Annotated in this window: 21 protein-coding genes and 1 pseudogene; 6 read left to right on the forward strand and 16 right to left on the reverse strand. The window is 52.3% G+C overall.

What is annotated here, in order from left to right; genetic code table 11:
* Positions 1-26 precede the first annotated feature (26 nt).
* Both ACKI61_RS10350 and thiL read right to left on the reverse strand, forming a co-directional pair.
* Complete coding sequence (locus ACKI61_RS10350; protein ID WP_407457643.1) at positions 27-1,961, reverse strand: ATPase, T2SS/T4P/T4SS family; 1,935 nt, start codon at positions 1,959-1,961, stop codon at positions 27-29.
* A complete protein-coding gene (gene thiL, locus ACKI61_RS10355; RefSeq protein WP_407457644.1) occupies positions 1,958-2,947 on the reverse strand; it encodes a thiamine-phosphate kinase in 990 nt (329 codons plus the stop codon). Before thiL ends, ACKI61_RS10350 begins: the two co-directional genes overlap by 4 nt.
* 282 nt (positions 2,948-3,229) lie before the next feature.
* On the opposite strand from thiL, the gene ACKI61_RS10360 reads away from it, so the two are divergent.
* Positions 3,230-3,652, forward strand: a complete 423-nt coding sequence (locus tag ACKI61_RS10360) for a hypothetical protein (protein ID WP_173565637.1) — start codon at positions 3,230-3,232, stop codon at positions 3,650-3,652.
* Positions 3,653-3,713: 61 nt separating this feature from the next.
* Positions 3,714-4,691 carry a hypothetical protein gene (locus ACKI61_RS10365; RefSeq protein WP_407457645.1) on the forward strand — a complete coding sequence of 326 codons (978 nt, stop codon included), beginning with the start codon at positions 3,714-3,716 and terminating at the stop codon, positions 4,689-4,691.
* A 19-nt stretch (positions 4,692-4,710) separates the two neighbouring features.
* On the opposite strand, the gene ACKI61_RS10370 is transcribed toward ACKI61_RS10365, so the two are convergent.
* From ACKI61_RS10370 to efp, 4 genes are all read right to left on the reverse strand, one after another.
* Positions 4,711-6,297 (reverse strand): sialate O-acetylesterase, encoded by a 1,587-nt coding sequence (locus ACKI61_RS10370; RefSeq protein WP_407457646.1) that lies wholly within the window; start codon positions 6,295-6,297, stop codon positions 4,711-4,713.
* Between the two features lie 137 nt (positions 6,298-6,434).
* The gene (locus ACKI61_RS10375) at positions 6,435-6,731 is read right to left on the reverse strand and encodes a HigA family addiction module antitoxin (protein ID WP_407457647.1); all 297 of its coding nucleotides are present in this window, start codon (positions 6,729-6,731) and stop codon (positions 6,435-6,437) included.
* A 282-nt stretch (positions 6,732-7,013) separates the two neighbouring features.
* Entirely contained in the window at positions 7,014-7,856 is an 843-nt protein-coding gene (locus ACKI61_RS10380; RefSeq protein WP_407457648.1) for a fibrobacter succinogenes major paralogous domain-containing protein, read from the reverse strand.
* 369 nt (positions 7,857-8,225) lie between these two features.
* Positions 8,226-8,810 carry an elongation factor P gene (gene efp / locus ACKI61_RS10385; RefSeq protein ID WP_072978494.1) on the reverse strand — a complete coding sequence of 195 codons (585 nt, stop codon included), beginning with the start codon at positions 8,808-8,810 and terminating at the stop codon, positions 8,226-8,228.
* A gap of 41 nt (positions 8,811-8,851) precedes the next feature.
* Between efp and ACKI61_RS10390 the strand changes: the two genes are divergently transcribed.
* The gene (locus ACKI61_RS10390; protein ID WP_407457649.1) at positions 8,852-9,826 is read left to right on the forward strand and encodes a KamA family radical SAM protein; all 975 of its coding nucleotides are present in this window, start codon (positions 8,852-8,854) and stop codon (positions 9,824-9,826) included.
* A gap of 94 nt (positions 9,827-9,920) precedes the next feature.
* Entirely contained in the window at positions 9,921-10,439 is a 519-nt protein-coding gene (locus ACKI61_RS10395) for a TlpA family protein disulfide reductase (protein WP_407457650.1), read from the forward strand.
* A gap of 29 nt (positions 10,440-10,468) precedes the next feature.
* On the opposite strand, the gene ACKI61_RS10400 is transcribed toward ACKI61_RS10395, so the two are convergent.
* The 7 genes and pseudogenes from ACKI61_RS10400 to rpsT all read right to left on the reverse strand — a co-directional run bounded on the left by ACKI61_RS10400 (position 10,469) and on the right by rpsT (position 17,982).
* Positions 10,469-11,896 (reverse strand): BamA/TamA family outer membrane protein, encoded by a 1,428-nt coding sequence (locus tag ACKI61_RS10400; protein ID WP_407457651.1) that lies wholly within the window; start codon positions 11,894-11,896, stop codon positions 10,469-10,471.
* Between the two features lie 20 nt (positions 11,897-11,916).
* Positions 11,917-14,805 (reverse strand): hypothetical protein, encoded by a 2,889-nt coding sequence (locus ACKI61_RS10405; protein WP_407457652.1) that lies wholly within the window; start codon positions 14,803-14,805, stop codon positions 11,917-11,919.
* A 5-nt stretch (positions 14,806-14,810) separates the two neighbouring features.
* On the reverse strand, positions 14,811-15,173 hold the full coding sequence (locus tag ACKI61_RS10410) for a hypothetical protein (RefSeq protein ID WP_407457653.1): 363 nt from the start codon (positions 15,171-15,173) through the stop codon (positions 14,811-14,813).
* 120 nt (positions 15,174-15,293) lie between these two features.
* Positions 15,294-15,713, reverse strand: coding sequence for a roadblock/LC7 domain-containing protein (locus tag ACKI61_RS10415; RefSeq protein WP_407457654.1), 420 nt, complete (start codon positions 15,711-15,713; stop codon positions 15,294-15,296).
* 403 nt (positions 15,714-16,116) lie between these two features.
* Positions 16,117-16,680 (reverse strand): annotated as a pseudogene (locus tag ACKI61_RS10420) (GTP-binding protein); the annotation flags it as partial.
* Positions 16,681-16,790: 110 nt separating this feature from the next.
* A complete protein-coding gene (locus tag ACKI61_RS10425; RefSeq protein WP_407457655.1) occupies positions 16,791-17,612 on the reverse strand; it encodes a mechanosensitive ion channel family protein in 822 nt (273 codons plus the stop codon).
* A gap of 109 nt (positions 17,613-17,721) precedes the next feature.
* On the reverse strand, positions 17,722-17,982 hold the full coding sequence (rpsT, locus tag ACKI61_RS10430; RefSeq protein ID WP_173565653.1) for a 30S ribosomal protein S20: 261 nt from the start codon (positions 17,980-17,982) through the stop codon (positions 17,722-17,724).
* A 102-nt stretch (positions 17,983-18,084) separates the two neighbouring features.
* On the opposite strand from rpsT, the gene ACKI61_RS10435 reads away from it, so the two are divergent.
* On the forward strand, positions 18,085-19,215 hold the full coding sequence (locus tag ACKI61_RS10435; RefSeq protein ID WP_407457656.1) for a DegT/DnrJ/EryC1/StrS family aminotransferase: 1,131 nt from the start codon (positions 18,085-18,087) through the stop codon (positions 19,213-19,215).
* Positions 19,216-19,225: 10 nt separating this feature from the next.
* Positions 19,226-20,266, forward strand: a complete 1,041-nt coding sequence (gene mqnE, locus ACKI61_RS10440; RefSeq protein WP_407457657.1) for an aminofutalosine synthase MqnE — start codon at positions 19,226-19,228, stop codon at positions 20,264-20,266.
* A gap of 75 nt (positions 20,267-20,341) precedes the next feature.
* On the opposite strand, the gene ACKI61_RS10445 is transcribed toward mqnE, so the two are convergent.
* Genes ACKI61_RS10445 through ACKI61_RS10455 form a run of 3 tightly spaced genes read right to left on the reverse strand, consistent with a single transcriptional unit; the run spans position 20,342 to position 23,617 of the window.
* Positions 20,342-21,649 carry a pyridoxal phosphate-dependent aminotransferase gene (locus ACKI61_RS10445; protein WP_407457658.1) on the reverse strand — a complete coding sequence of 436 codons (1,308 nt, stop codon included), beginning with the start codon at positions 21,647-21,649 and terminating at the stop codon, positions 20,342-20,344.
* 3 nt (positions 21,650-21,652) lie between these two features.
* The gene (locus tag ACKI61_RS10450; protein WP_407457659.1) at positions 21,653-23,215 is read right to left on the reverse strand and encodes a fibrobacter succinogenes major paralogous domain-containing protein; all 1,563 of its coding nucleotides are present in this window, start codon (positions 23,213-23,215) and stop codon (positions 21,653-21,655) included.
* A 42-nt stretch (positions 23,216-23,257) separates the two neighbouring features.
* Positions 23,258-23,617: a hypothetical protein gene (locus ACKI61_RS10455; protein WP_407457660.1), complete on the reverse strand. Its 360-nt coding sequence runs from the start codon at positions 23,615-23,617 to the stop codon at positions 23,258-23,260.
* Positions 23,618-23,653: the final 36 nt, after the last annotated feature.

Consider the following 23,653-nt stretch of genomic DNA (forward strand, 5'->3'; position numbering starts at 1 on the left):
CTTTAAATTTGAATCGGGGGCTTCTACTAGTCGTCAGAGGTAGAGGCGCCGATGGCCTGTTCGAGCGTCGTGTGTCCGTCCAAAGCCTTCTGGATACCGTCCATACGCAAGGTAATCATGCCGCATTCCTGCATGGCGGCACGTTTGATGACATCGCCCGAAGAACGCTTGATAATCAGGTTACGCACGGTTTCGTTCGGAACCAGGAATTCGTAGATACCGCAACGGCCCTTGTAGCCCGAACCATCGCACTTGTCGCAACCCTTACCATGGTAGAACTGCATGTCGGGGGTCAAGTGGAATTCGTCGCGCATGGCCTGCGAAATTTCGACAGGTTCCTTACAGTACTTACAAATGCGGCGCACAAGACGCTGTGCCAGCACGCCCTTGATAGCGGTAGACACAAGGAACGGTTCCAGGCCCATTTCCAATAGACGCGGGAATGCACCGGCAGCGTCGTTGGTATGGAGCGTACTAAAGACCAAGTGACCCGTCAAAGCAGCTTCGATAGCCATGGACGAAGTTTCTTGGTCACGCATTTCACCGATCATAATCACATCCGGGTCCTGACGCAAGAGGGCGCGGATGCCCGCCGCAAAGGTAAAGCCCGCGGCGTTGTTAATTTGTCCTTGGTTCACACCGTCAATATTCAATTCCACCGGGTCTTCCATCGTAGAGATGTTGATCGTGGAATCCAAAATTTCTCGAATAGAAGCATAAAGCGTAGTAGACTTACCGGAACCGGTAGGACCGGTCACCAGCACAATACCGTTAGGAGCATTAATCGCATCCATAAACTGCTTAAGCACGCGCGGGTCGAAACCCATGTCCTTCAGCGGGAACTGACCGGAGTTCGGGTTCAAGATACGCATAACGATCTTTTCGCAAACGCCGCGCTTACGCAGAGAAATCGGGAACGAGCTCACACGAAGGTCCACTTCGGAGCCTTTGTAACGCACGGTAAAGCGGCCGTCCAAGGGTTTACGCTTTTCAGCAATGTCCATCTTCGAAAGGAGCTTAATACGCGAAAGAATCTGCGGCATCAAACGAGCCGGAATCGGGGACATCACCTGCAGGTCACCATCAATACGGTAACGCAACTTGAGGAAGGTTTCCTGCGGTTCCAGGTGAATATCGGAAGCCTTACGGGCAATGGCTTCGTGAATCAGGGTCGTCACGATCTTCACTACCGCGCGGCCTTCTTCGTCGGAAAGTTCCGGTTCGTCGCTGTTTCCCTGACCGCGTTCCACGGTCTCCAGTTCATCACCATCCTTCGATTCGCTAATAAGGTCGGCAAGGGATTCTTCGGCAGGACCGTGACCGGCAAACACGCGTTCGATGGCCTTCATCACGTCGGCTTCGGAGGCCATGACCACATCCACATCCATACGCACCTTGAACTTCACGATGCTGATGGTACGCATGTTGGTGGGGTCGGTCATCGCAATCGTCATCACCGAGCGGGTCTGGTGACGGTCGTCTTCACCCGTCTGAACAAAGAGCGGCACCACCTTGTACTGCTTGCACATGTCTTCGGGCAAGTAGTTGAAGGCGTTGGGATCGATATTGAAGTTTTCAAGCTTTACATACGGAACTTCGAACTGTCTCGAAAGGATTTCAATCAGGCGTTCTTCGGGCATGTAGCCCAGGTCCACCAAGGTGCGACCGAGTCGCTTGCCCGAGGTCTTCTGCGTTTCGAGAGCCTTGTCCAGCTGTTCCTGGGTAATGTAACCCTGCGCAAGGAGCATTTCGCCGATACGCATCTTGGTCGAAGACTGCATCTGCGAACCAAGGATGTTCGTCAGAGTCTCTTCACTCACCATGCCAAGGCGCACCAGAATCTTACTGAGCATCAGGCCCGTACGCTTATGTTCGGCCATGGCGTGAGCCAGCTGGTCTTCGTCGAGGACTCCCTGGCGAAGCAACAACTGACCGAGGTTCATCTTGCTGTTATTCATCATATATGCGACCATGCCCGCGGTTCTACGGGCAAAAATTCTCCATTTTTGCGGTGCATACGAACAGGAAAAACTTCGGTACTCTCCAAAGCCTTCCCTATCCTACACACCCCGCCCAAAAGGGCATTTTTTTCAAATATACTATTTGGAGCCGAATTTGCAAACAGCAGCTCGTATTCTTCACCGCCATTTAACGCAAATTTTAGCGGATTTTCACCATATTTTTCACACATTCGCAAAACTTCGGAATCTATCGGCAAAAATTCTTCTTCAATTTCCAGGGAAACCGCCGACGCACACGCCAAATGGTTAAGTTCCGACGAGAGGCCATCGCTGATGTCCATGCAGGCGGAGCGCCCGCAGAGCCTAGAAAGTTCTGCCCCCGCCGACTCGCGAATCCTTGGGTTCAGGTGGTATTCCACCAGCGTCGGAAAATCGGCCGCCGCTTCCGGATGGTTCATCAGGAGCCAAAGTCCCGCGCCCGACTTGCCGAGAGTCCCGTTTACATACAAGTTATCTCCCGAACGCACAGAAGAACGCAAAAGCGGAGATTCGCCCGCGAGTGTTCCCAAAAGCGTCGTCGAAAACATCCCGACATCCCCCGCCACGGTGTCGCCACCAATCAAGGCGATTCCACGTTTGGCAAAGCCCCGTGAAAGAGCATCACGCACACGGACGCGGGTTTCTTCGGACCAACTCTTGTTAATGCAAAGCCCAAGAACAGCAAGCTTTGGCACGCCGCCCATGGCAGAAATGTCGGACACATTAGAAACGATATGCTTTTCGACCGCCTGCTCCGGCGTTGACCAGTCCAGCCTGAAATGCGTATTCTCTACCGAGAGGTCCTTGGTCACGAGCCAGCCGTCGAATTGGGCGCAGTCATCGCCCACGCCGAGCCAGCCTCTTGTTGCGGGAGGTTCTTTTTTAAAGGCGGCAGTATCTTTTAAAAGGGCCTGAATAAAATTGAATTCACCTAGGTTAGGAAACATCTTTTTAAATCATCAAAAAGCTTTTTCTTTAAAATATAATTTTTAATGAGGGAGGGGCTTTTTTACGCTCCCCATCCTAGGCCGACGCTTCCATTTCCTCTCCGCATAAACCACTTTTTTATCCACAAGTGTTCCCGCTTCAACTATTCAAAAAAAACGCCAACACAACAACTTGGCGGTAAATTGTTGATAAATTGAATACAACTATTGGACAAAAAAATTTTTGTGAAAAAGACAAAAAAATCTATTCACAATCCGGGAGAATTACCTATCTTTTAGGGCATGGGACACATCTTCTTCATAGCCCCGTCTTCTCCAGGCAGCTTAGACCGCCTCAGTCAATGGACGTTCCGTTGGCTTTTGGAGCACGGTGATTTGGCGGAAGATTCTACGATGTATACCTGCAATTCCATCGAAGACGCCACAAACCTTCTGGAATCTGCATTGATTATCGGACAGTCCCCCGCACTCATCATTCTTGACCATGCGGACCGCCCCCACGAACAGAACCTGAAATTCAGCAAGCTCTTGCACGACGGTATTCCTGAATCGTGGATTGTGGAACTCGTTCCAGACAATATGCCGCTACCGGAAAGCGACGACAACTACTACTGGGTGCGCAAGCCCGTGAGCGAAGAAGAATGGTACAGCACGCTGGAACAGGTGTTGCTCAAGAGTGGCTCACCCCAGTGGGCTAATAATTAATAGAGCCTAACAGGCCCTTCGACAGGCTCAGGGACCTTCTCCAAATTCTACATTACTTACCATGATTAAAGGCGTAAGTTATTTTGGCGTACGCTCGCCCAAGCATGTTTTGGCCGACATGGCCGACATCAAGGCGGCGGGTTTCAATGCGGTTCTCCACACGTGGAGCGAAGAAGACCAACAGTATTACTACGGTACCATGAAGGAAATCGTGGACCAGTCTGCAGACTTAGGTCTGACTGTCTACGTGAACCCGTGGGGTGTGGGCCGAGTATTTGGCGGCGAGGCGTATTCGGAACTCACCGCAAGGAACCACGACTTATGCCAGGTGGCACTCGATGGCAAGCCCAAGGTGGCCGCCTGCCCGAACCATCCGGAATTCCGCGCCTACATGCACAAGTGGATCGAATCCGTCTGTGCGACCAAAGTAAGCACCATTTTCTGGGACGAGCCGCATTTTTATTTTGAGAAAGGCGGGCTTAGCAACTGGAGTTGCCGCTGCCCGCATTGCCGCGAGTTGTTCCGCGCCCGTTTCGGCTACGATATGCCCGCAGAACTTACCGACGACGTGTTGAAGTTCCGCGAGGACAGCCTGATTGATTTTCTGAAAGAAATGACTGAAGACGTGCACGCCCGCGGCAAGCGCAACTGCGTGTGCATGCTCCCGCCCTGGTTTCCCGCAGGTCTCGATGACTGGGGCCGCGTGGCAAGCCTCGAAAGCGTCGACGAAGTGGCCAGCGACCCGTACTGGGAACGAGGCGCCGCCGAGGAATGGGTCCGCGAAAAGTACGCCGAGACAGCCAAGAAGCTCGTGGATGTCGCCACCAAGTACGGCAAGGCCGTACAGATGTGGATTAAGGCATACCAGATTGAAGCGGGCCGCGAAAATGATCTCGCAATCGCCGTCAAAGAAAGCCGCAAGGCAGGCATCGACAACATCTTCGCCTGGAGCTACCGCGGCACAGAAACGCTCAGCTGGCTAAAAAGCGACAACCCAGACGAAGTCGCCCGGGTATTCAGGAAATCGCTCAGTCTCTAACGGAACGCGCGAACGCTAATTACTTCATCACGCGTATCGTTGCGGAACCCGCGCGGGATTTTGCGATGAACGTGCCGCCGTTTTTCACGAGGATTTTCGCACTGGCGCGGAGTTCCTGCATTCCTGAGGCTCGCACCTTTCCCAGATAATTGCCGTTCATGTCGAAGATGCGGTAGCTTTCGGCTCCGGCTGCGTGCGATAGCGCGGGCCTTACAAAGTCAAAGCAATTTTCAAGACATTCAATTTCGTCTTCCTCCGTGAGTATCGCGAAATAATCTACATCCATCCACGAGCCTGTCACCGTAAAGCGCAATATGTGTTCGCCCGCAGGGAGGTTCACCGTCGTCCGCACCTTGTTGTAGTCGTCGTAGTTGTCCTCGCCTTCGTTTTTCGGGACAGAGATCACGTCGGTGATGTTCTTGCCGTCAAGCGACATCTGGAAGCCTGAAGTCTCGTTTGCGGATGCGACCGATGCGTAGAAGGAATATTCGCCCGCTTCCTTCACGTTCACGGTGTATTCCAGCCATTCGCCTTCCTGGTTGTAACCCACGATGTAGCCCGTCGCCTTCTTGTAAATGTCGACGCCCGTCCCTTCGCGGTAATTGGTGCCGCCGTGGTCTTCGGAATCGGTTTCGCTGTAGGAGTCGTTGCCTGAGCCGACACCTGGGATGTCGAAGTCTTCCGCCTCAATCTTGCCCGGAATTTCAAACGGCTTACCCTTGAAAGGCTTTTGCGGTTCGGGAACCACCGGAGCGCGGTTTATTGCCTTGAGCATCTGCTCCGCATAGCGCTTGCCAAATGTCACGTATGCGTCGTGACCGAAGTGGTATCGGTCCACGCCGTTGCCGTCAAGGCCCTCGGACGACGCGTAGTAGGTATTATCCATCGTGTTCGGGAGTTTCGACACGCGGTCGGAATAGCAGCAGCCCGAACGCAGGAGTTCGCCCGCCACAAAAGGAACTGTATCGGAACTCATGTCTAGCGCCTTGAGAATGTCGTCGCGGGTTTTCTTCACGATTTTCGGCCAGTCCGGGTAGCCGCCGTCGGTTTCGCCCTGGTGGAAGATGAACCCCTTGATGACGCCTACCTGCTGCGCCTTCTTCGCGATATCAATAATCGTCTTCGCTACGTTGCCATCGCTCGCATATTCCTTCGCATAGTTCTGGAGCCAGCTTTCGGCGCCCGCGAGGTAACTTGCATACTGATCTTGATCAAAGAGCTTGATGCTAGCGCCACCCACCGCAACCGGGATAATCCCGACCGTTACGTCGGGCATGCTATCGGCCATCGTGCGCCCGAACCAGTCGGCAATGGAGATCGTGTTGCCGCAGTTAAAGAGCGAAGGCACCGCTGGGTAAACCTCACCGATGGTGTTGCGGCCCTTGCCGCTGCACTTTTGCGAGGCGAAAATCTTGAAGCGCGGGTTTTCAGCCTTGTCGGCACTCTGTGCATCTGCCGTGCCGCCCATATTGGACTGTCCGTACGCAATGTAAATGTGGAAATTCGGATCCGGAGCGGCCTCTGCAGGCGCAGTCCCGAACGCAATGAAGCCCGCAGCAAAACATGCTGCCGGCACGAAACCTGAGAATTTATTTAAAAATCCCATGACAACCCTTCTTTTTCAAACATCCTTCTTAAAGATATCTTGAAAAAAACACAAAAGGCGCCCCCAGCGCCCTTATTCCATAGACAGATTGTCAATGAAGGAAATTTGGATCGAAGTTCAAAAATATTTAAAACAATTTAAGCTGGTTCAAAGGTCTTGATTTTATCCAGTTCTTCAGCGATTTCGAGTTTCAAGTTACGAATGTCGATATCATCTTGCAAAGAGATGAAGTAATCGTCAGAAACACCAAAGAACTTGGCGAGCCTCAGAGAGGTGTCAACTGTAATCCGTCGGCGATCGTGAAGAATGTCCTGAATTCTTGAAACAGGAACACTGATTGCCTGGGCAACCTTGTAGGCAGACAATCCCATAGGCGTGAAAAACTCTTCGTTCAGGATTTCTCCGATAGTAGGTGTTTCAATATGCTTGCTCATGGTCTGCTCCTAGTGGTAGTCAACAATCTCAACGTTATAAAAATGCCCTTCGTTCATTGAAAAATTTTGTATCATTCAATATACCTATTTCGTGTGTATATGTCAAGTGGGTAGATTATTTTTACGAGTTTCTATATTACTGTACACGCGTTTTTCAGGCGTTTTTTGCCAATCTTGCTGGTAAAATGATTTTAACGGGACAAAAAAAGAGCCTGTCCGAGAATAAGACAGGCACAAAGTTGATTACAAAATTAAAGTGTCAGAGAACTTCTATGGAGTTCCTTAATCCTTAAGACAACGAATCGAAAAACCACTGTCCTTATAGAGCGCACTCAGTGTTGCAGATTCGTTGTATCCATTCATGAACACATGCTGCGCAAAACCAGCATCTTCACTTGCCACCGCAGAAGTCCAGAAGTATGCATAAACACCTTTGTCGTCATATCCCCCACCGTAACTTCGATCACCTGCAGGAAGCGCGGCAAACGAGAATGCGTCCGTCCCGTTAACACCATCAGATGTGACTTCATCCCAACCGGTAGAAGATTTAAGCGTTGTACCTGCAGACAGCGATCCACCGACAGCGTCAAACAAAGTTTCCCATTCATCTGGACTCGGCAAATGCCAACCTGCAGGGCATGCACCTTCGGTATTCCCCGCTGGATACATACCCATTGCAGCCCCCCATGTATAGAGTCGACCGTACTTGGTACAGTTACTCACATCGTTACGATAACAATAACTGTCATCTGCTTTATAATTGAGATTCTGCGCCATCCATGTTTGCGCTCCAATAACAACAGTCTTATAGCTCTGACCATCTCGTTCATCGGTAAGTAAACCATACACACAGTTATCTTCCGTCTCTGTTTTACAACCAGACACAGAACTCAACGGTTCTACCAAACTACTGCTAGATATGTCTGCAGAACTTGAAGAAGGTTCTATTGTCTGGTAATTACTTTCAACTGTTTGGCAGCTACTTGATTGAGTAACTGATGAACTGGAATTAATCAACGAAGACGATTCTTCGTTCGAATCTGAAAGCGGGGCTGAGCTACTAGAATCACCATCGCAAGCAGCGAACAAGGCTACAAAAAGCATCAGCACTACAAAATGCTTCATAGGGACCTCATGGAAACACAAATCATTAATTCTTACAAAAGGTAGTTTTTTATTCTCGGCAAAGATTGCTTATGCAGGCAGGAATCTGCCTTAGAGTTTCCACGGATCAGCATGTCAACAGACACAACATTCCCCGAAGCGGAAGAAGATAAGTCGGTGAGCGGACAATAAAGGCCGAAGGCCGTAATTTGTCCGCTAAGCGAGCTTAGCTCTGGGGGGCCTTCCCCTACATACAAAGAAAGCCCCGTCGCAGGGACGCATGACAAAGTGAAAAATACCGTGAGCGAAAAACGCCTGGTATTAACCAGGCGTGTTCGCGAGAGAACCGGCTCCAGAGTAAGGATTCTGGAGTGTTTAGCCGGTTCGGTCTTATTTCGCGCGTTCGAGGTAAGAACCGTCGCGGGTATCCACGCGGATCTTGGTGTTGTTCTCGATGAAGAGCGGGATCATCACCTTGGCGCCGGTTTCAACGGTGCATTCACGCATCACGTTACCGCTGGTGTTGCCCTGGACTGCCGGAGGAGCGTCGATGATCATGAGGTCAACGAAAGTAGGCGGAATCACTTCGATCGGAAGCGTAGCCTGAGTCTTCGGGTCCTTCCACCAAGTGACTTCGACAGTAGCGCCGTCGAGAAGCCAAACTTCGCAGCCATTGAGAGCTTCCTTGGAGATTTCTTCAGTTTCCTGAGTTTCGTTGTTCAAGAAATACCAAGTAGAACCGTCATTGTAGAGGTAGGTCATTTCGGTGAAGGTCACGTCGGCTTCTTCAACCGTATCGCCACTCTTCCAAGTGCGTTCGAGGGTGCGGCCGGTGACCAAGTTCTTGATGCGAACGCGGTTAAAGGCCTGACCCTTACCCGGCTTCACGAACTGGTTTTCGATGATTTCGTACGGCTGACCATCAACCATAATTTTAAGTTTCTTGCGGAATTCGTTGGTGCTTACAGTACCCATATTATCCTCTTGTTGATTTTGATTCTAAATTTAGCAATATAATGGAAAGCCCCGTTACCGTTTTTACGCAAATCCCTGACTTTTTGGACTATTTGGGATCCGATTTGGCGACAGTCATTGCCAAAACGACCGCACTTGCCGACCTTGACCTGAACCCGAAGTTTCCGTTCCTTTGTTCTAGGCATTACGCCGACCTGATCAAGAAGGCTGGCGACCCTGCCGCCCTGTTGCGCGAAATTTTGCCCACCAAGGACGAACTCAAGAAGGTCGAAGGCTTTGTAGACGATCCCGTGGGCGATTTACCGGCCGGAAAATCCGACTGTGTGATCCAGAAATACGACCAACGAGCCCTGATTGTCTCGACCGCCACCTGCGGTGCCCGTTGCCGTTTCTGTTTCCGCAAGAACTACCCGTTCCAGAACACACCCGACGTGGCGCGCCAGGTGAGCCACTGGCTCGACACCCATACCGACGTCTGGGAAGTGATTCTTTCGGGCGGCGACCCGTTGACACTTGGTCCCGGCGCCTTCCGCGAACTGATTGAAGCGATCGCGATGCACCCCTCGGTTACCACGCTCCGCATCCACACGAGACTCCCCGTGATGCGCCCGGACATCGTGATGCAGCATTTTGAACTGTTGCGCGAACTGCCTGCCAGGTTTAGCTGCGTGCTGGTGTCGCATGTAGACCACGCCGACGAACTAGACGAGGAATCGGCTACCGTATTTACACAATTACGCTTTAGCGGTTGGACGCTCTTGAACCAGAGCGTGCTCTTGCGGGGAATCAGCGATGACGCCGCCAAGCTCACCGCCCTGTGCCGCAAGCTTTTTGAGCAGGGTGTGCTCCCCTACTACTTGCACCAGCTGGACCATGCGAACGGGGTCGCCCACTTCGAAGTAGCTGATGACGAAGCCCGCAAGCTGATTGCAGAAATCCGCACCAAGCTGCCCGGCTATCTTGTTCCGAAACTTGTACGAGAAATCGCCGGCGAAAAAAGCAAGACTCCGGTTTAGCGACCAACGCAACAGCACGTATTGAGAATTTCTAAGGTCAAGCAGAAGAATATCTTTTTTTACTTATCTTCGAAAAAAAAGATATATTAAAAATATGACCTTGAAAAAACTAATCATTCTTGTCGTTCTCGCATTGGCAGCCTATTACGCCTTTTATATAAAAGGGTTTAATCCGTTCTCCAATAAAATTGATGGAAATGTCACGCTCTACAATCTGGAAGACAAGACATTCAGCCTGAACGAAGTCACTGGCGAAAACGGAACATTCGTCTTCTTTATGGGCACATGGTGTCCCGTCTGCGTCAGAGAAATCAGTGCCCTAAAAGAACTAACAGAATTCTTCAGAAAAAATAAAATCAACATATTATTCTGCGTCCATGGCGAATCCAAAGACGAAATCCGCCAATGGTTATACCAACGAGACATTCCCTGGGATTGGAAAACATTCTATTGGTACAACACTTATGAACCTGCGTTCCATATTGATGTGAAGGGCGTCCCCTACATGGTCGCAATGAATAAAAAAGGGGAAGTGACATTCAGTAAAGCAGGCGGCTTCCCCACCAATTACTTGTCCAAGCTCGCCCTGGACATGCTCGAAAGTAACAAATAACGCTGCAGCAGCACACCCTTTCAGGTCTCTCAGAATAGAGTCTTGAGGCCAAATCCAATTATTCCGTCCAAGTAATTTTCGCCATTGCGGAGAGCGTAGTACAGGTTCACGCTCCAGTTGCCGCGGTACTGCGTAAAGGCTATACCGTAGTCCTGTTCGCGTTTCCAGCCGCGGTCAGGGCGGCTGAAGGAACGGTAAAGTCCCGGCTGGTAGAATGCCTCGATGCTTAGATCATAGCCGTCTTGCCAGAGGATTGCAAATTCGGAGAAACCGTAGGCGCGACTGCGCATAAAGCGAACGTCCATGCCCTTGAAGCTATCCATGCCTCCTAGCGCAAAATAGTCGAAGCGGTCAAGTGCCGCATCGGTCGGGAAAATTCCGCCGGCAGCCCCGCTGAAGCGCGTTATCCAATTGCCATAAAGCGGCAAATAACGCGTAAGCCTTGCCAATGCCTTGAGGTAATTGTCAAGCGAATCGGGGCGATCCATGTTCCACGCTACGACCCCCTGGAACTGCGTGCCCGAACGCGGCAAAACAAAACGGTCCAACGACACATACGAAAGTTCCAATGACGAGGTTTTACGGTGCTTGCCGACGCCCACGAATACGCCCACAGTAAAGTCAAAACCGATATCGCGCGAAACACCAAGTTCACCATAAGCATCGCGCGTGGAGGAATCTTCGTCGAAGTAGCCCCTAGCAACCAGATTCCATTCGGTACCGAAAATCCACGGTTCCTTGTAGGCGCCATCGAGCCTGCGAGCATCTTCTGCGGTATAGCCTTCCAGAAGCAAATCGCGGGCGGTTCCGCGGATATTGTAGAGCGAAAGGTTCACGTTGCCTTCCCATACGTCAGTCTCGCTGGAATAAGTCAGAAGCGCATAAGCCTCGGAGACGGTTGCCGCCTGCATGTGGTACACCGGCACAATGCGGTTGCGGTTCTTGTCGCGGAACATCTGCACGGGGGCGGTACGGTTGTAGTAGCCAAGGCGCGCAAGCTTCATGTCAGAGCGTTCTAAGTCCAGGGGCGAGACAAGGTCTCCTGCAACAATTCCTGTCTGGTGGCGGAATACCTCGGGCCTGCTTCCCGAAGAATCCATATTTTCAGGACTTGCCCAGACCCATGCCGAGCCGCAATTGAGAGAGACGGTCAAGCGCCCTGCCGAATCGATTTCATCCTCGATCTTTGCCGCCAAGAAACCGCGGTTCTCATAATAGCTCAAAATACGGTCGCGTGTAAGCGGCCAGCTTTCGCAGGACTTGCCGATGAGCGCCTGAACCTGCGATTGTTCGTAAGGTTCGGATTCACCCACCCACTGCACCGCCGTAATGCGGCAATTAGTCGCAAATCCATGCACACAAGCGAACAACACGGAAACAAGAATCAGCAAAAGATCCTTCGACTTCGCGCATCGCACTCCGCTCAGGATTACATTCACTAATTTCTCATTTCTCATTTCACATTCCATATCACACATCAAAAATACGCCCTCGCTTCGGTAGAGAGCTTCTGGAAGATATTCTCCTCGGCGTCGCCAAACCGCAAAATATAGTGACAGCCCATCGACAAGTAATCGTTCAAGTCCACCGAGAGCGAAAATTCAAAGCGGTAAGTGCGACCATCGCTGTAGCCCGCCATCACCTGGTAGGGAATCACGTCGCCATCACTCTCGACTTGTACCACCGAGAAATTTGCGAAAGCGTTCACCTTCTTCTGCTTGTCGTAACCGACGCGGAGAGCCGTTTCCCAGAGATCTGATTCAAATTCTCCAAGTTCACTGCCGGTATCGTCGCTGCCTTCGCCTTTGCGGTAGCGGCCCAGCGGCTGCACGTAGAACCCCTGCAAGAAATCGAAACGGTAGCGAAGCGTCCCGTCGTAAATGTCCCAGTTCCATTCCTGCATCGCCGAAAGCTCGTTTTCCTGAATCAGGAGTGTCGCCCCTACAAAATGGTCCAGGTTGATCCGGTAGCCCGCATCGAATTCATGCGAATAGGATGTTTCGTAGTAAGATATCGAAGAAAGCTTCTTGTCAAAAGAGGCTCCCGGCTTATAGGCAAGCGAAACGCCCGAAGGGTGCTGCCAATCTACGAGGCCTCCGACTTCCATGCGACCCGATGTGGTGCGGTGCAGCTGCGAGCGGTTCACCGGCGGGAAATAGATTCTTCTACCCGTCGTATCGCTTCCTTCACCTTCGTAAGACACACCGAAAGTCACATCGCGCAAAAAACCGTCGCGGATCCCAAGAGCAAGTCCCGGATTAAAACGCAGTTCTGTACTGAACGCCGCATCAGAAGAAAGTACTGCCCCGACGGAATCGTTGCGACCCATTCCCTCGTACACAAAATCGCCGTTGTCGACGCCTTCGATATAGCTAGACGTAAGGCTGTCGTAGCGCACGTCGCCCGTTCCGGGCGCCACCGCCTTGTAGACCGCCGTGTAAATTTGCTCTTCGGTAAGCCCAAGCCTGTAAGATACATTCCCCTGCCAGCCTAGTTCTTCGCCACCGAAGCGGGAATCCAGATTGGAAAGCCAGCTGTTCTCGCTGTCGGAAGAATCCCTGCGGACGCGTTCGTACTGCAACAAGTGCGAAAGCGTGAAATAACGGCTATTGTAGTTTGCCTCCTGCAGCCAGGTGGATGCCCACAGGGAATCGGCCCAGTCGTCGCCATAGGTGTCGCCGCGGCGTTTTGCCATGCGACCGCCGATGCTTTCGCGAACTTCGCCACGGTCAAAGAAGATGCCTACGCCACTAGAAGACTTCCCATACACCACTTCATCTTCGATTTCGTCCAAGGTAATTTTTGTAAATCGCAAGTCACCACGCCCAAACGGCCGAACCATTCCCAGCAGGTATTCCGCGCTGGCTGTTCCCTGGTAGCGTTCCATCTCGCTCTCCTGTTCACTTGCCACGCGAATGAGCGAGAGCTCTCCCAAGGCGTTCCGGTTGCGATGTTCTATACCCAGTTCCACTCGTGAAGAATTCCAGTCTTCGCCTGCATTGCGGCGGTAACCCCACTGTGCATGCCCAAACCATTCCCGCGAGAACCTGGACCGCATCGCAAACTCGTCGTGCAGCAGGTCGTCGTTTAAAAACGAAGAATCTCCGTACGCCAGGTCCCAGGAATCGCGCAGGTTGTAAAGGTTCCAGTCCAAATCGGAACCGGGGTACTGCAGAATGTCGTAGCCCTGTTCCACTCGGTTACCGTAAACAGACATCGCAAGCGGGAAATGCAACAGGTCGCGCGTCGAATCCGAAGTCACATACCAGCGGAACGCGCGCCCTTCGGGACCATCAACCCGACTTGCCACCATGTTGGAATCGCGGCGGTTCAACGCCATTTCAAAATCGCCGTAGAACTGCCGGTTGTGCTGCAGGCGAACGCGCGCATTCATGCGTTCGGTGCGGTCGGGCCGATTCAGCGGTGGCAGGGTATCGTCGCGATTAAAGTCTTCGCCACGGTCCTTCTTGAGAAGCGCGTAGTCATCGTCCGTCCACACGCCACGCTTCAGGCGTTCCACGTCGTTTTCCAGCCGAAAACCCGACACATCCAGGTATAGGTTCGGGTGATGATAGCTCGCATGCGCTCCCTTCAGCGTATAGATGTTATCACCTTCGTAGGCATCATACTCTACGCGGATTTCATCGTCAAAGCTCGGGAGCACGGCTCCCTTGAAGTCGAGCATGCCTCCCGCATAGTTTACCAGGTAATCTCGGCCACGGACGAGACGCACCCCGTTCAGCCATACCGTCTCGGACTCTGGCACCACCGCGATAAAGCTCCCGTAGGCGTCGAGCGAATAGCCCTGCTGCTGTCCGCTCACGCCGTTGAATGTCCGCGTAAAGTGCCCCACTTCGTCGGTTCCCACCACGCCTCGCACCTGCGTATATCCGCCACCGAAGTCGCCGCGCACACCACCCATCACGCCCAGCGATGCGCGGCTCATGCCGGTGAACCCCATCGAGGTATCCACCCAAGTCAAATCGCCAAGATGCAAAAAATAGTGCGGAGATTCCACGCGAAAATAGATCTGGTCCACTTCTCGCAGCGTCGCCGTCGTCTGGTCGCCGGCACGGCGGCCCACATCAGAAAGAAGCGCATCGATATAGACGCTGTCGGTAAGGCGCCCTTGTATCGAGAGACGAAGCTCCTGATCCACCTGGGTGCCTCCATCGCCCACAGTCACCTGAACCGTCTTGTAGCCATGCGTTTCCAGGGAATCTGTTCGTAAAGCCGTATCTGGATTTACAACAAACGAATCGCCCCGGACCAACAGGGCAGGATCCCAGACCGGAAGCGAATCCACGTTCACGGCGAAAGCACATGCCGCAAGCAACAGGAGTCCCAACCAGAACTGCCGGGACATGGGGATTACCTTTCGTTAGGTTCTACAATAAACTGTCGGGTCGAAAGCAGTCTACGCCCCGCCACCAGGTCCACGCTCCACTCGCCCGCCTTTAAAAGCGTGGGCGCAATCGTCGTGAGACAGACATCCTGCGTCACATCGCAGGCTAGCTTTTGCACCGTATCGGCACCGTTGAACCAGACATGCATCAAGGTGTCATCCTTAAGCTGCAGGGCCGAAGATACGGTCGAGTAATAATAAAGGCGCATGCCTTCTTCAAAGGAGCTATCAACACCGAACGGGGAGCCATTGACAATGTGGCTGCACACCACGCTCTGTGCAAGCGAAAGTTCCGCTTCGGCATAATCACGGATTTTTTCGTCGCCCATATAGGCAACAATAATTCGATGAAGTAAAAAGCCCAGGAATACAACGGCTACGACAATTGTCGTCTTCCGCAAGTTACGAAGCGGCGGAAACCTTGTCACAGCGAGACCTTTAGCCTAAGCTTAACGAACCAGACGACTTGTATTCTGCGTAAAGGCAGGCACGGCATCGACGAGTTTTTCGACCAACAGGCGGTTGAAGTCTTCGATGCGGTTGGGAAGCTTGGAGCCGGGGAAAATCTGCACCAACAGGAGCGCCTGGTCTACAGGAGAAATGTAGATGGAGCGGTTTTCGCCAGTAAACGAAACCGCCTGGAAATTTTCGCCACCAAGCATCATGCCGACCTGGCGTGCAGAGTCGAACGAAGCCGTACTCAAGACTGCAAGCGGAGTTGCATCGACTCCCAACGAGCCCACTTCGGCAATGATGGAACCATCGCGGTGGCAAAGCACAATGTATTCGGCCTTGACGCTTGCCTGGTAGGCGGTCATCAAGCGCTGCACCTTTGCGGCATCATCTGAAAAAATCGTAAAATCACTCATATTGCAACTCTACCTATTTCTTCTTGGGAATGTACGGACGCAATTCAATCTCGTCATCGGCATCAGCCTGCGGCTTAGCCACATCGCGGCCAAAAGTCGGCATTCTGGGAATGGTCGTCGCGGCACGCGGACGGCCAAACGGCGAGGAAGTCGCTCCCTTCTGGAACAGACCTGCCCCCGAAGTCGAAGGTTGTGCGGGTGCCCCTGCAGGCGGTTTTGCCGCAAAAGATGGCATACGGAAAGGCGATGCAGTCCCAGGAGCTGCTGCAGGCTGCTGAGGTGCGGCCGGAGCCTGGGCCTTGACCGAGACACCTTCCTTGGTGAGCGAGACGTCGTGGACGCCGGTGTTGCCCACATTGGCGGCCGCCTGGCGGAGGAATCCCTGCTTCACGTTAAATTTTTCAATCACGAGCATCGCAATGGTCTTGAGCGTCGTCACGACACCCTTACCGTTATGGGCGGTCGCCGGGAAGAACGGCACATTGCGCGGATTAAGTTCCTTGTTCAGTTCGTCGAGCGTGAACACATTGTCCATGTCGCGCTTGTTGTACTGAAGCACAAAGGGCATGTCGTCGAGATCCATGCCGTAGTCCTGCAAGTTCTGACGCAGGTTCTGCAAGCTTTCCAGATTTTCTGCCTGACGGGACCTCTGGGAGTCCGCCACGAAAACAATGCCATCTACACCACGAAGCACCAGCTTACGGGTACTGTTGTAGTAAACCTGACCGGGGACCGTATAGAGCTGGAACCTAGTCTTGAAACCCTTGATGTCACCCAAGTTCAATGGCAAAAAGTCAAAAAACAGCGTACGGTCGCCCTCGGTGGCGAGGGACACCATGTCGGTACGTTTGTCCTGGGGCATCTTCTGGTGGATCACCTGCAAATTGGTGGTCTTTCCGCTCAGGCCCGGACCGTAATAAACGACTTTACAACTAATCTCTCGTGTAGCAAAATTTATCGAAGACATCACACATCCTTGATATATCTGTTACAAATCTAATAAAAAAAAGATTTTTTTACCGCCAAAAGCCCCTTTTTTGTACTCCAAATAGGAACATCGGCCACTTTCGGCGGGCTTTACGGACGCTCAACCAGGTGAACAGTGCGCTGCGGGAACGGAATCGTGATATTTTCTTCGGCAAAGCGTTTCTTAATCTCGGCGGTGTATTTCCACTTCAGGTTGAAGAAATCCTGCGTACGGGCCCAGGCCCTAAACGTCACATTCACACAGCTGTCTTCAAGCCCCGCCACAAAGAACTGCGGTTCCGGCTTGCGCATAAACAGGGGTTCGCCCGCCACTACATCGCGCATGATGTCGAGCGCCTTCTCGGGGGAATCGCCATAGTCGATACCGACCGTAATTTCTAGACGACGGAGCGGATTCTTGCTGAAATTTACAATGGGCTGCCCCCACAAGGACGAGTTCGGAGCGGAAATGTAGAGACCATCTATCGCCTTGAGCGTCGTGTTGAACAAACTAATACCGACGATATTCCCCTTGATATTGCCACATTCGATGTAGTCGCCCGCCTTGAAGGGGCGCAAGAAGAGGAGCAAAAGCCCCGATGCGATATTGGCAAGGGCGTCTTTCAGGGCAAGGCCCACGGCAAGGCTTGCAGCCCCCACCATGGCAACGATGCCCGCCGTATTGACACCCAGCACATGCAATACCAGCAACAGCGTGACAATGTAGATGCAGTAGGAGAACAGCGAAAAGACCAGCGGCTTTGCCGAAGTGTCCATGCCGCGGTTCTCGGCGTGGTTGACGGCGTATTTCAGTAAAATCAGGAGTCCCTTCGCGATAACCAGGAGCAAAAGTGCCGCAAACAGGCGCTGAAGCACCGTATGGTCGATGGCGTTACCCATCCAATCTTGAAAGAAGTGTTTTACCGAATCCATAACCTAAATATAGAAAAATGACAATACCCAATAAAAACAAGAATAAACCGACACACAGAGGTGCATCGGCTCACTCAGAATTTGATTAGCGATAAGCTAAGTTCGCTAATTAGGCAAGGCTATTGACGACCTTGGCGGCCTTTGCCTTGTAGTTAGCGGCGCGGTTAGCGCAGAAACCGGCACGACCCTTGGCAGCAGCCTTGTCGAGCATGCTGAACAGAGCCGGCATGGCCTTGAGGGCTTCTTCCTTAGTAGTTGCGCTACGGACAGCCTTGAGGGCGGTACGGATAGCGGAACGGGTAGAACGGTTCATGGCATTGGCCTTTTCGGCCTGACGCAGACGCTTTTTGCAAGATTTGTGTTGCGGCACCTTATTATCTCCGGGTGAAAACCTACTTAAAAATGTTGGCACAAAGTTAGTAATTATTTTGATTTTTTCAAGGGGTCGTCAATTTTTTCTACCTTTTAGGGTATGATTCCCTTTGTAAATCTCACTGGACAGCGCGAAAAATACCGTTTTGAACTAGAAAAAGCCGAACGGGAGGTGCTGGACAGCGGTTGCTATATCGGTGGACACGAAGTGGAGTCCCTGGAAAAGGAACTCTCGGACTACCTGGGCGGTGCCACCCGCACTATCACTTGCGCAAGCGGTACCGACGCCCTCACGATTGCCCTGATGGCAATGGATTTACGCCCCGGTGACGAGGTAATCGTCCCCGACTTTACGTTCATCGCCCCAGCAGAATGCGTTGCAATTCTCGGAGCGACCCCCGTTTTCGCCGATATCAATCCCGAAACGCTCCAGATTTCCCCGAAAAGCGTCAAAAAAGAGATTGGACCGCACACCAAGGGAATCATCGCCGTGAACCTGTTCGGTCAGTGCGCTCCCTTCGAGGAACTCCGCGAAATCGCGAGAGAACACCACCTTTGGATTATCGAGGACTCGGCGCAGGCATTCGGCGCAAGGACCAACCAGATGGCCTGCACCTTCGGAGACATCAGCATCACGAGCTTTTACCCCAGCAAGCCCCTCGGCTGCTACGGGGATGGCGGAGCACTCTTTACCTCTAACGAAGACTTCGCCAAAAAAATCCGCATGATTGCTAACCACGGATGCATCGGACGATACAAACACGAAACCCTTGGTATGAACAGCCGACTCGACGCACTGCAGGCGGCAGTCCTGCGCGTCAAGCTCAAGTACCTCGACGAAGAACTCGCCGTAAGACGCCAAAACGCAGCCAAGTATGACGCCTTTTTCGCCGAATACAACCGCACCGCAGCTGCCGGCGAGAAGATTGTTCCGCAAAAAATCGAAACCGGATGTAAGTGCACCTATGCCCAATATACAATTCTGGCCGAAAACCGCGAAGGTTTTATCCAGAAACTGAAAGCGGCCGAAATTCCCTACTGCATCCACTACCCCAGCGCCCTGCAATATCAGCCTTGCTTTGCACGCTTTCACAAGGAGGTTCTGGGAGGCATCATTTGGACAGAAGCGGACCACCCCGATCCGAATTCGGTCAAGGCATCAAGGAAAGCCATTAGCCTACCCGTTTGCGCCTTCACGAACGTGGACAAAATCATTGAAAAACTGAAATAGCGGTAAAAAGATGTCACGACTTTCGGAATCTGAAGCTTTAGACCTTTTCTTGAACGCCCCGCTCGACGAGCTCTGCGCCCGCGCAAACGCCGAAAAGGAACGCCGACACGGAAAGTCCGTGTACTGGGTGAACAACCGCCAAATCAACTACACCAACGTATGCGTGCTGCACTGCAAGTTCTGCGCCTTCTCGAAAATCAAGAAGGACAGTCCCACCGCCTACGACTGGGACTACGACACAATTCGAGGAAAGGCAGCCGAAGCCATCGCCGGCGGTGCACGTGAGCTGCATATTGTAGGCGGGCTCCATCCGGATCACCCGTTCGATTACTACATCGAAATGCTTCGCAAGCTGCGCGTAGAATTTCCGAAGGTGAACCTGAAGGCTTTTACTGCCGTCGAGATTTGCCATTTCGCAAAGATTTCGGGACAGACTCCGCTACAGATTATGTCGACGCTTAAAGAGGCGGGACTCGACGCACTCCCCGGAGGAGGAGCCGAGATTTTGGTGCAGGACGTGCGCGACCAGATTTGCCCCGGAAAGGAAACCGGCGAAGAGTGGCTCGATGTCCACCGCGCAGCCCACAAGATTGGAATCCCGACAAACGCGACGATGCTCTTTGGCCACATCGAAAAGATTGAAGACCGCATCACCCACATGAAAATGCTGCGCGACCTGCAGGACGAAGCTCCCGGCTTTTTCGCCTTCATTCCGCTGGTGTACCACCCGGAACACAACGCGTTGCATAAGATTGTTCCGAACATCACCAGCGAAGAAGACATTTTGCGGACGGTCGCCGTCGCAAGGCTTTTCCTCGACAACTTCCCGCATATTAAAGCGTACTGGATTCAGATGGGTATCGAGACTGCGATGAAGGCGCTCCACGCCGGCGCGTCGGATTTGGACGGGACTATTATCGAAGAAAAAATCACGCACGCCGCCGGCGCCACGGTTCCCGTGGGCATGAGCCCCGAGCGCATGAAGTCCTTGATTCTGAACGAGGGCTTGGAACCAGTCGAGAGAGACGCACTATACGAACGATTTTCTTAACGAGAATCGTTCTGAGACAAGGAGAGGCTCCGCCCCTCCTAACACCTTCCTTTTCCAAATACAAATTCGATTTTCTTAACGAAAATCTTTCATTCTCGCAACAGCTTCTTGGAATGCGGCGGGATCCTGCAACAGGCTCACCACCACCCAGCCGTCTTCGTCGAAATCGAAGAAAAAGCCTGGCTGCACCAGCACATGCTTTTCGCGGAGCAAACGGAGCGTGAGTTCCTCGTCGTCTTCACCGAGGCGAACCACCGCATACCAACCGCCGAGAACCTCGGGGCAGTACTTAGACGGGAAGGCTTCGCGGAGCGTCTGCCAATTTTGCAGGAGACGTTCCTTGACGCGGGCTTCGTAAGCAGCGGCCGCGGGCAATAGCGCTGTGCCAAGCGCCTGCGCCGGGGCGGACACACTCAGGTAGGCATCTTCTACAAATTCAAGCGCCGCGCGGATTTCTTCAAAGCGTTCACGGGGCGCGTAGAACGCCATCCAGCCGAGTTTGAGCTGCGGGGATCCTACGGCCTTGCTTAAGCCATTCAGCCAGAATATCGGACACTTGGGACCGTCTTCGGGGAGGTTGATGAAGTCGTTTCCGCCCGCATCCCATAGATTATTTGATTTTTCCTCAATGGATTGCTTCCCCCCTTCGGGGGTCGCAATGACGTATTGCCAAGTACGCGAGACTTTATCCGAAAAACCGTAATCGCCGAAGACTTCGTCCACCACGAGAATCATGTCGTTCTCTTCGCAGAAACGGACCGCCGCATTCCATTCTTCACGAGAGACGCAATGCCCTGTCGGGTTATGCGGAGAGACCAGCAGCAGGATTTTCGCTTTCTCAGGAGCTGCCAGCAGGCTGTCGGTATCGAGCACGAAACGGAAGATGGATTGCTTCGCACTTTGTGCTCGCAATGACGTTTTAATCTTAGTAAACTGCAGAAAATACGGTGCACATTCCAAATGTTCGAGCTGTGCAAGCGTATCGAGCAGCGGATAGCCGGGCATCGGCGTCAAAATCACATCGCCCGGGTCGCAGAAAGTCTTGAACAAAACAGAGTATGCTTCGCTGGTGCTCGCCGTAAGGATTATCTGGCCCGCAGTAAAGTTACCGCCGCGTTCGCGATAGTACTCCACCACCGCCTCGCGCGCCGACTTCCAACCCGCCGCATCCGGATTCCAGCAACCGAAATCCTTGCGAGCCTCCTCCACCGCAGCATTCAAGTCAATCGGGAGCCCCGCCTTCACAGGCGAAGAAACCGTCATGTCGATAAACGAAAGATCGCCCTCGGCAGCATCCTTTTTCACGCACGCCTTCGCGCGTTCCAGTTCAGCAAAGAACGGCGATGGAGACAGATCTTTGGGGAGTCGGGATGAAAGCTTCATAGACTAATTCCTGATACAGCGGACATTCATCCCAAAATGCTTATACTCGGGCGGAACCCAAATGGTGTTGTCTTCTTCAATTCTCGCAGAAATTGCCAAATCAGCGGAGTACTCCGTAGACACCCAGAAATAAGCATTGTTTTCATAGAAGAGAAGGTCTTCACCATACCATGTCCCTTCCGGATAAGCCGAGAATCCGTAATCGTCGGTACCTTCGGCCCCATCAGACCAACCATCTTTCGCCTTCAGCATTTTCGTCGTCGTTGGTTTTTGACCGTCAATAGCATCCATAAGGGCGTACCATTCCTTTTGCGACGGAAGATGCCAACCGGTAGGACAAATTCCCTCAGCATAGTCGTAGTTAATGAGTCCGCACTCGTGGCCTTCACCGCATTCTTCTTCAGTTTTGCCAACGGCATCTGCCCATTTATAATAGCGACCGTACTTGGCGCAGCTATCGGGAGAGGTATAGGCACAATAGCTGCTTTCCGTTTCGTAGTTCAGGTTCTGTGCCATCCATTCCATCTCACCAATCTTCACCGCCCTGTAAACCTGACCGTCGCGGGAATCCGTATAAGTCCTCTCATTATTGCGAGAAGAAGACGATTCTTCATGGGACGAGGACGATTCCGGCGCATCATTTGAGCTACTCGAAACCGACGAGGAAGAGACAATATCAGTCGCATCAAAATCCTTGATGCAGCGGACCGAATGGGCATAATCCTGTGTTCCCTGACCAAAACCTAGTCCTTCCTTGCTAAAACTCAAACTTTGTGACATATAATCGTCTTTATACGAGGACACCCAAAATTCAACATAACAGTCCAAACATGAATACATGCCAATATCCACCATGCTCCGAACACCGGCCGGAAACAGAGCCATGCCATAGGTGTCAAGACCATTAGCATCGTTCTTCCAGCCAGTCTTCGATTTTAGAGCTTTAGAAGCAGCGCCCTGTCCACCCACAAAATCGAACAATTCACTCCAATCGTCCCAATCGGGCAAATGCCAGCCCTCGGGGCAGGCTCCCCGCACTGGTAAAATCGGTTCACAATGTTCCCCGTAGCCACATCCCTTAGCGTTGTCGGAAAACAGCCCCGCACCATCAACCGCAGCGCTCCACAGGTACAGGCGACCGGACTTTTCGCAATACTGGATGGAATCGTTGTAGCAGAAACTGCTCGAATCGACTTTATAGTTGGGCTCCAGATAGCGGTAATTCAAGTTTTCTGCCATCCACCACTGATTGCCGATTTTCACAATCTTGTAGACCTGACTGTCGCGCTTATCGACAATCTCTTCGTAAGAAATTTCGGGATTCAAATAATCCCAAGTTTTCACAAAGCTGCTGCTAGACGGTTCAGTCTGCATTTCACTCGACGACTCCCCTTCTGCATCTGCAGAAGATAGGAGCAGTTGGTACGAACTGCTCGAAACGGTCTCGCTCGAAAAGGGAATTTCATCTTCTGCTCCCGAACTCGAGCCATTGTCGCCACAGGCAACAAAAAGGAACGACAACAAAACAAGCATCATTCCTTTAAAGCAACATGCAAAAGAATTCATGTTTCCTCCTAGCACTTTACACCCCAACAAAAAAAGAAAGCGCTACTTTTTCCGGCGAAGAAAACCCGCCAACGCCACCGCAATCAGGATGCCCGCTGGGAGCACCACGGCAATCGTCAAAAGAATCAGTTTCTGGAAATCCGTCAAATCCTTGAGCGAATTTTTGAAATCCTTGAACTTCGCGACAAAGCCTTTAATGCCCGTCGGCTTTGCTGCGGCATCAACAACGGCACCTTCAGCATTCTCGCCCGCCAAATCCTCGGAACCCGCAAAGGCTTCCATCTTCGGGAGCATCGCAAACAACTTCGACGCCGATTCCTTGACCGGGCCTACAAAGCCGTCAAGCTTACCGCGGTACTTTTCGTAGTGTCTCTTGAAAGGGCGCTTAAGTTGTTCGAGCATAGTCATTCTCCCATGGATTGCTTCGCTTCGCTCGCA

Origin of the sequence: Fibrobacter sp. (genome assembly GCF_045601785.1) — a bacterium.
In the GTDB taxonomy this organism is placed as follows: domain Bacteria; phylum Fibrobacterota; class Fibrobacteria; order Fibrobacterales; family Fibrobacteraceae; genus Fibrobacter.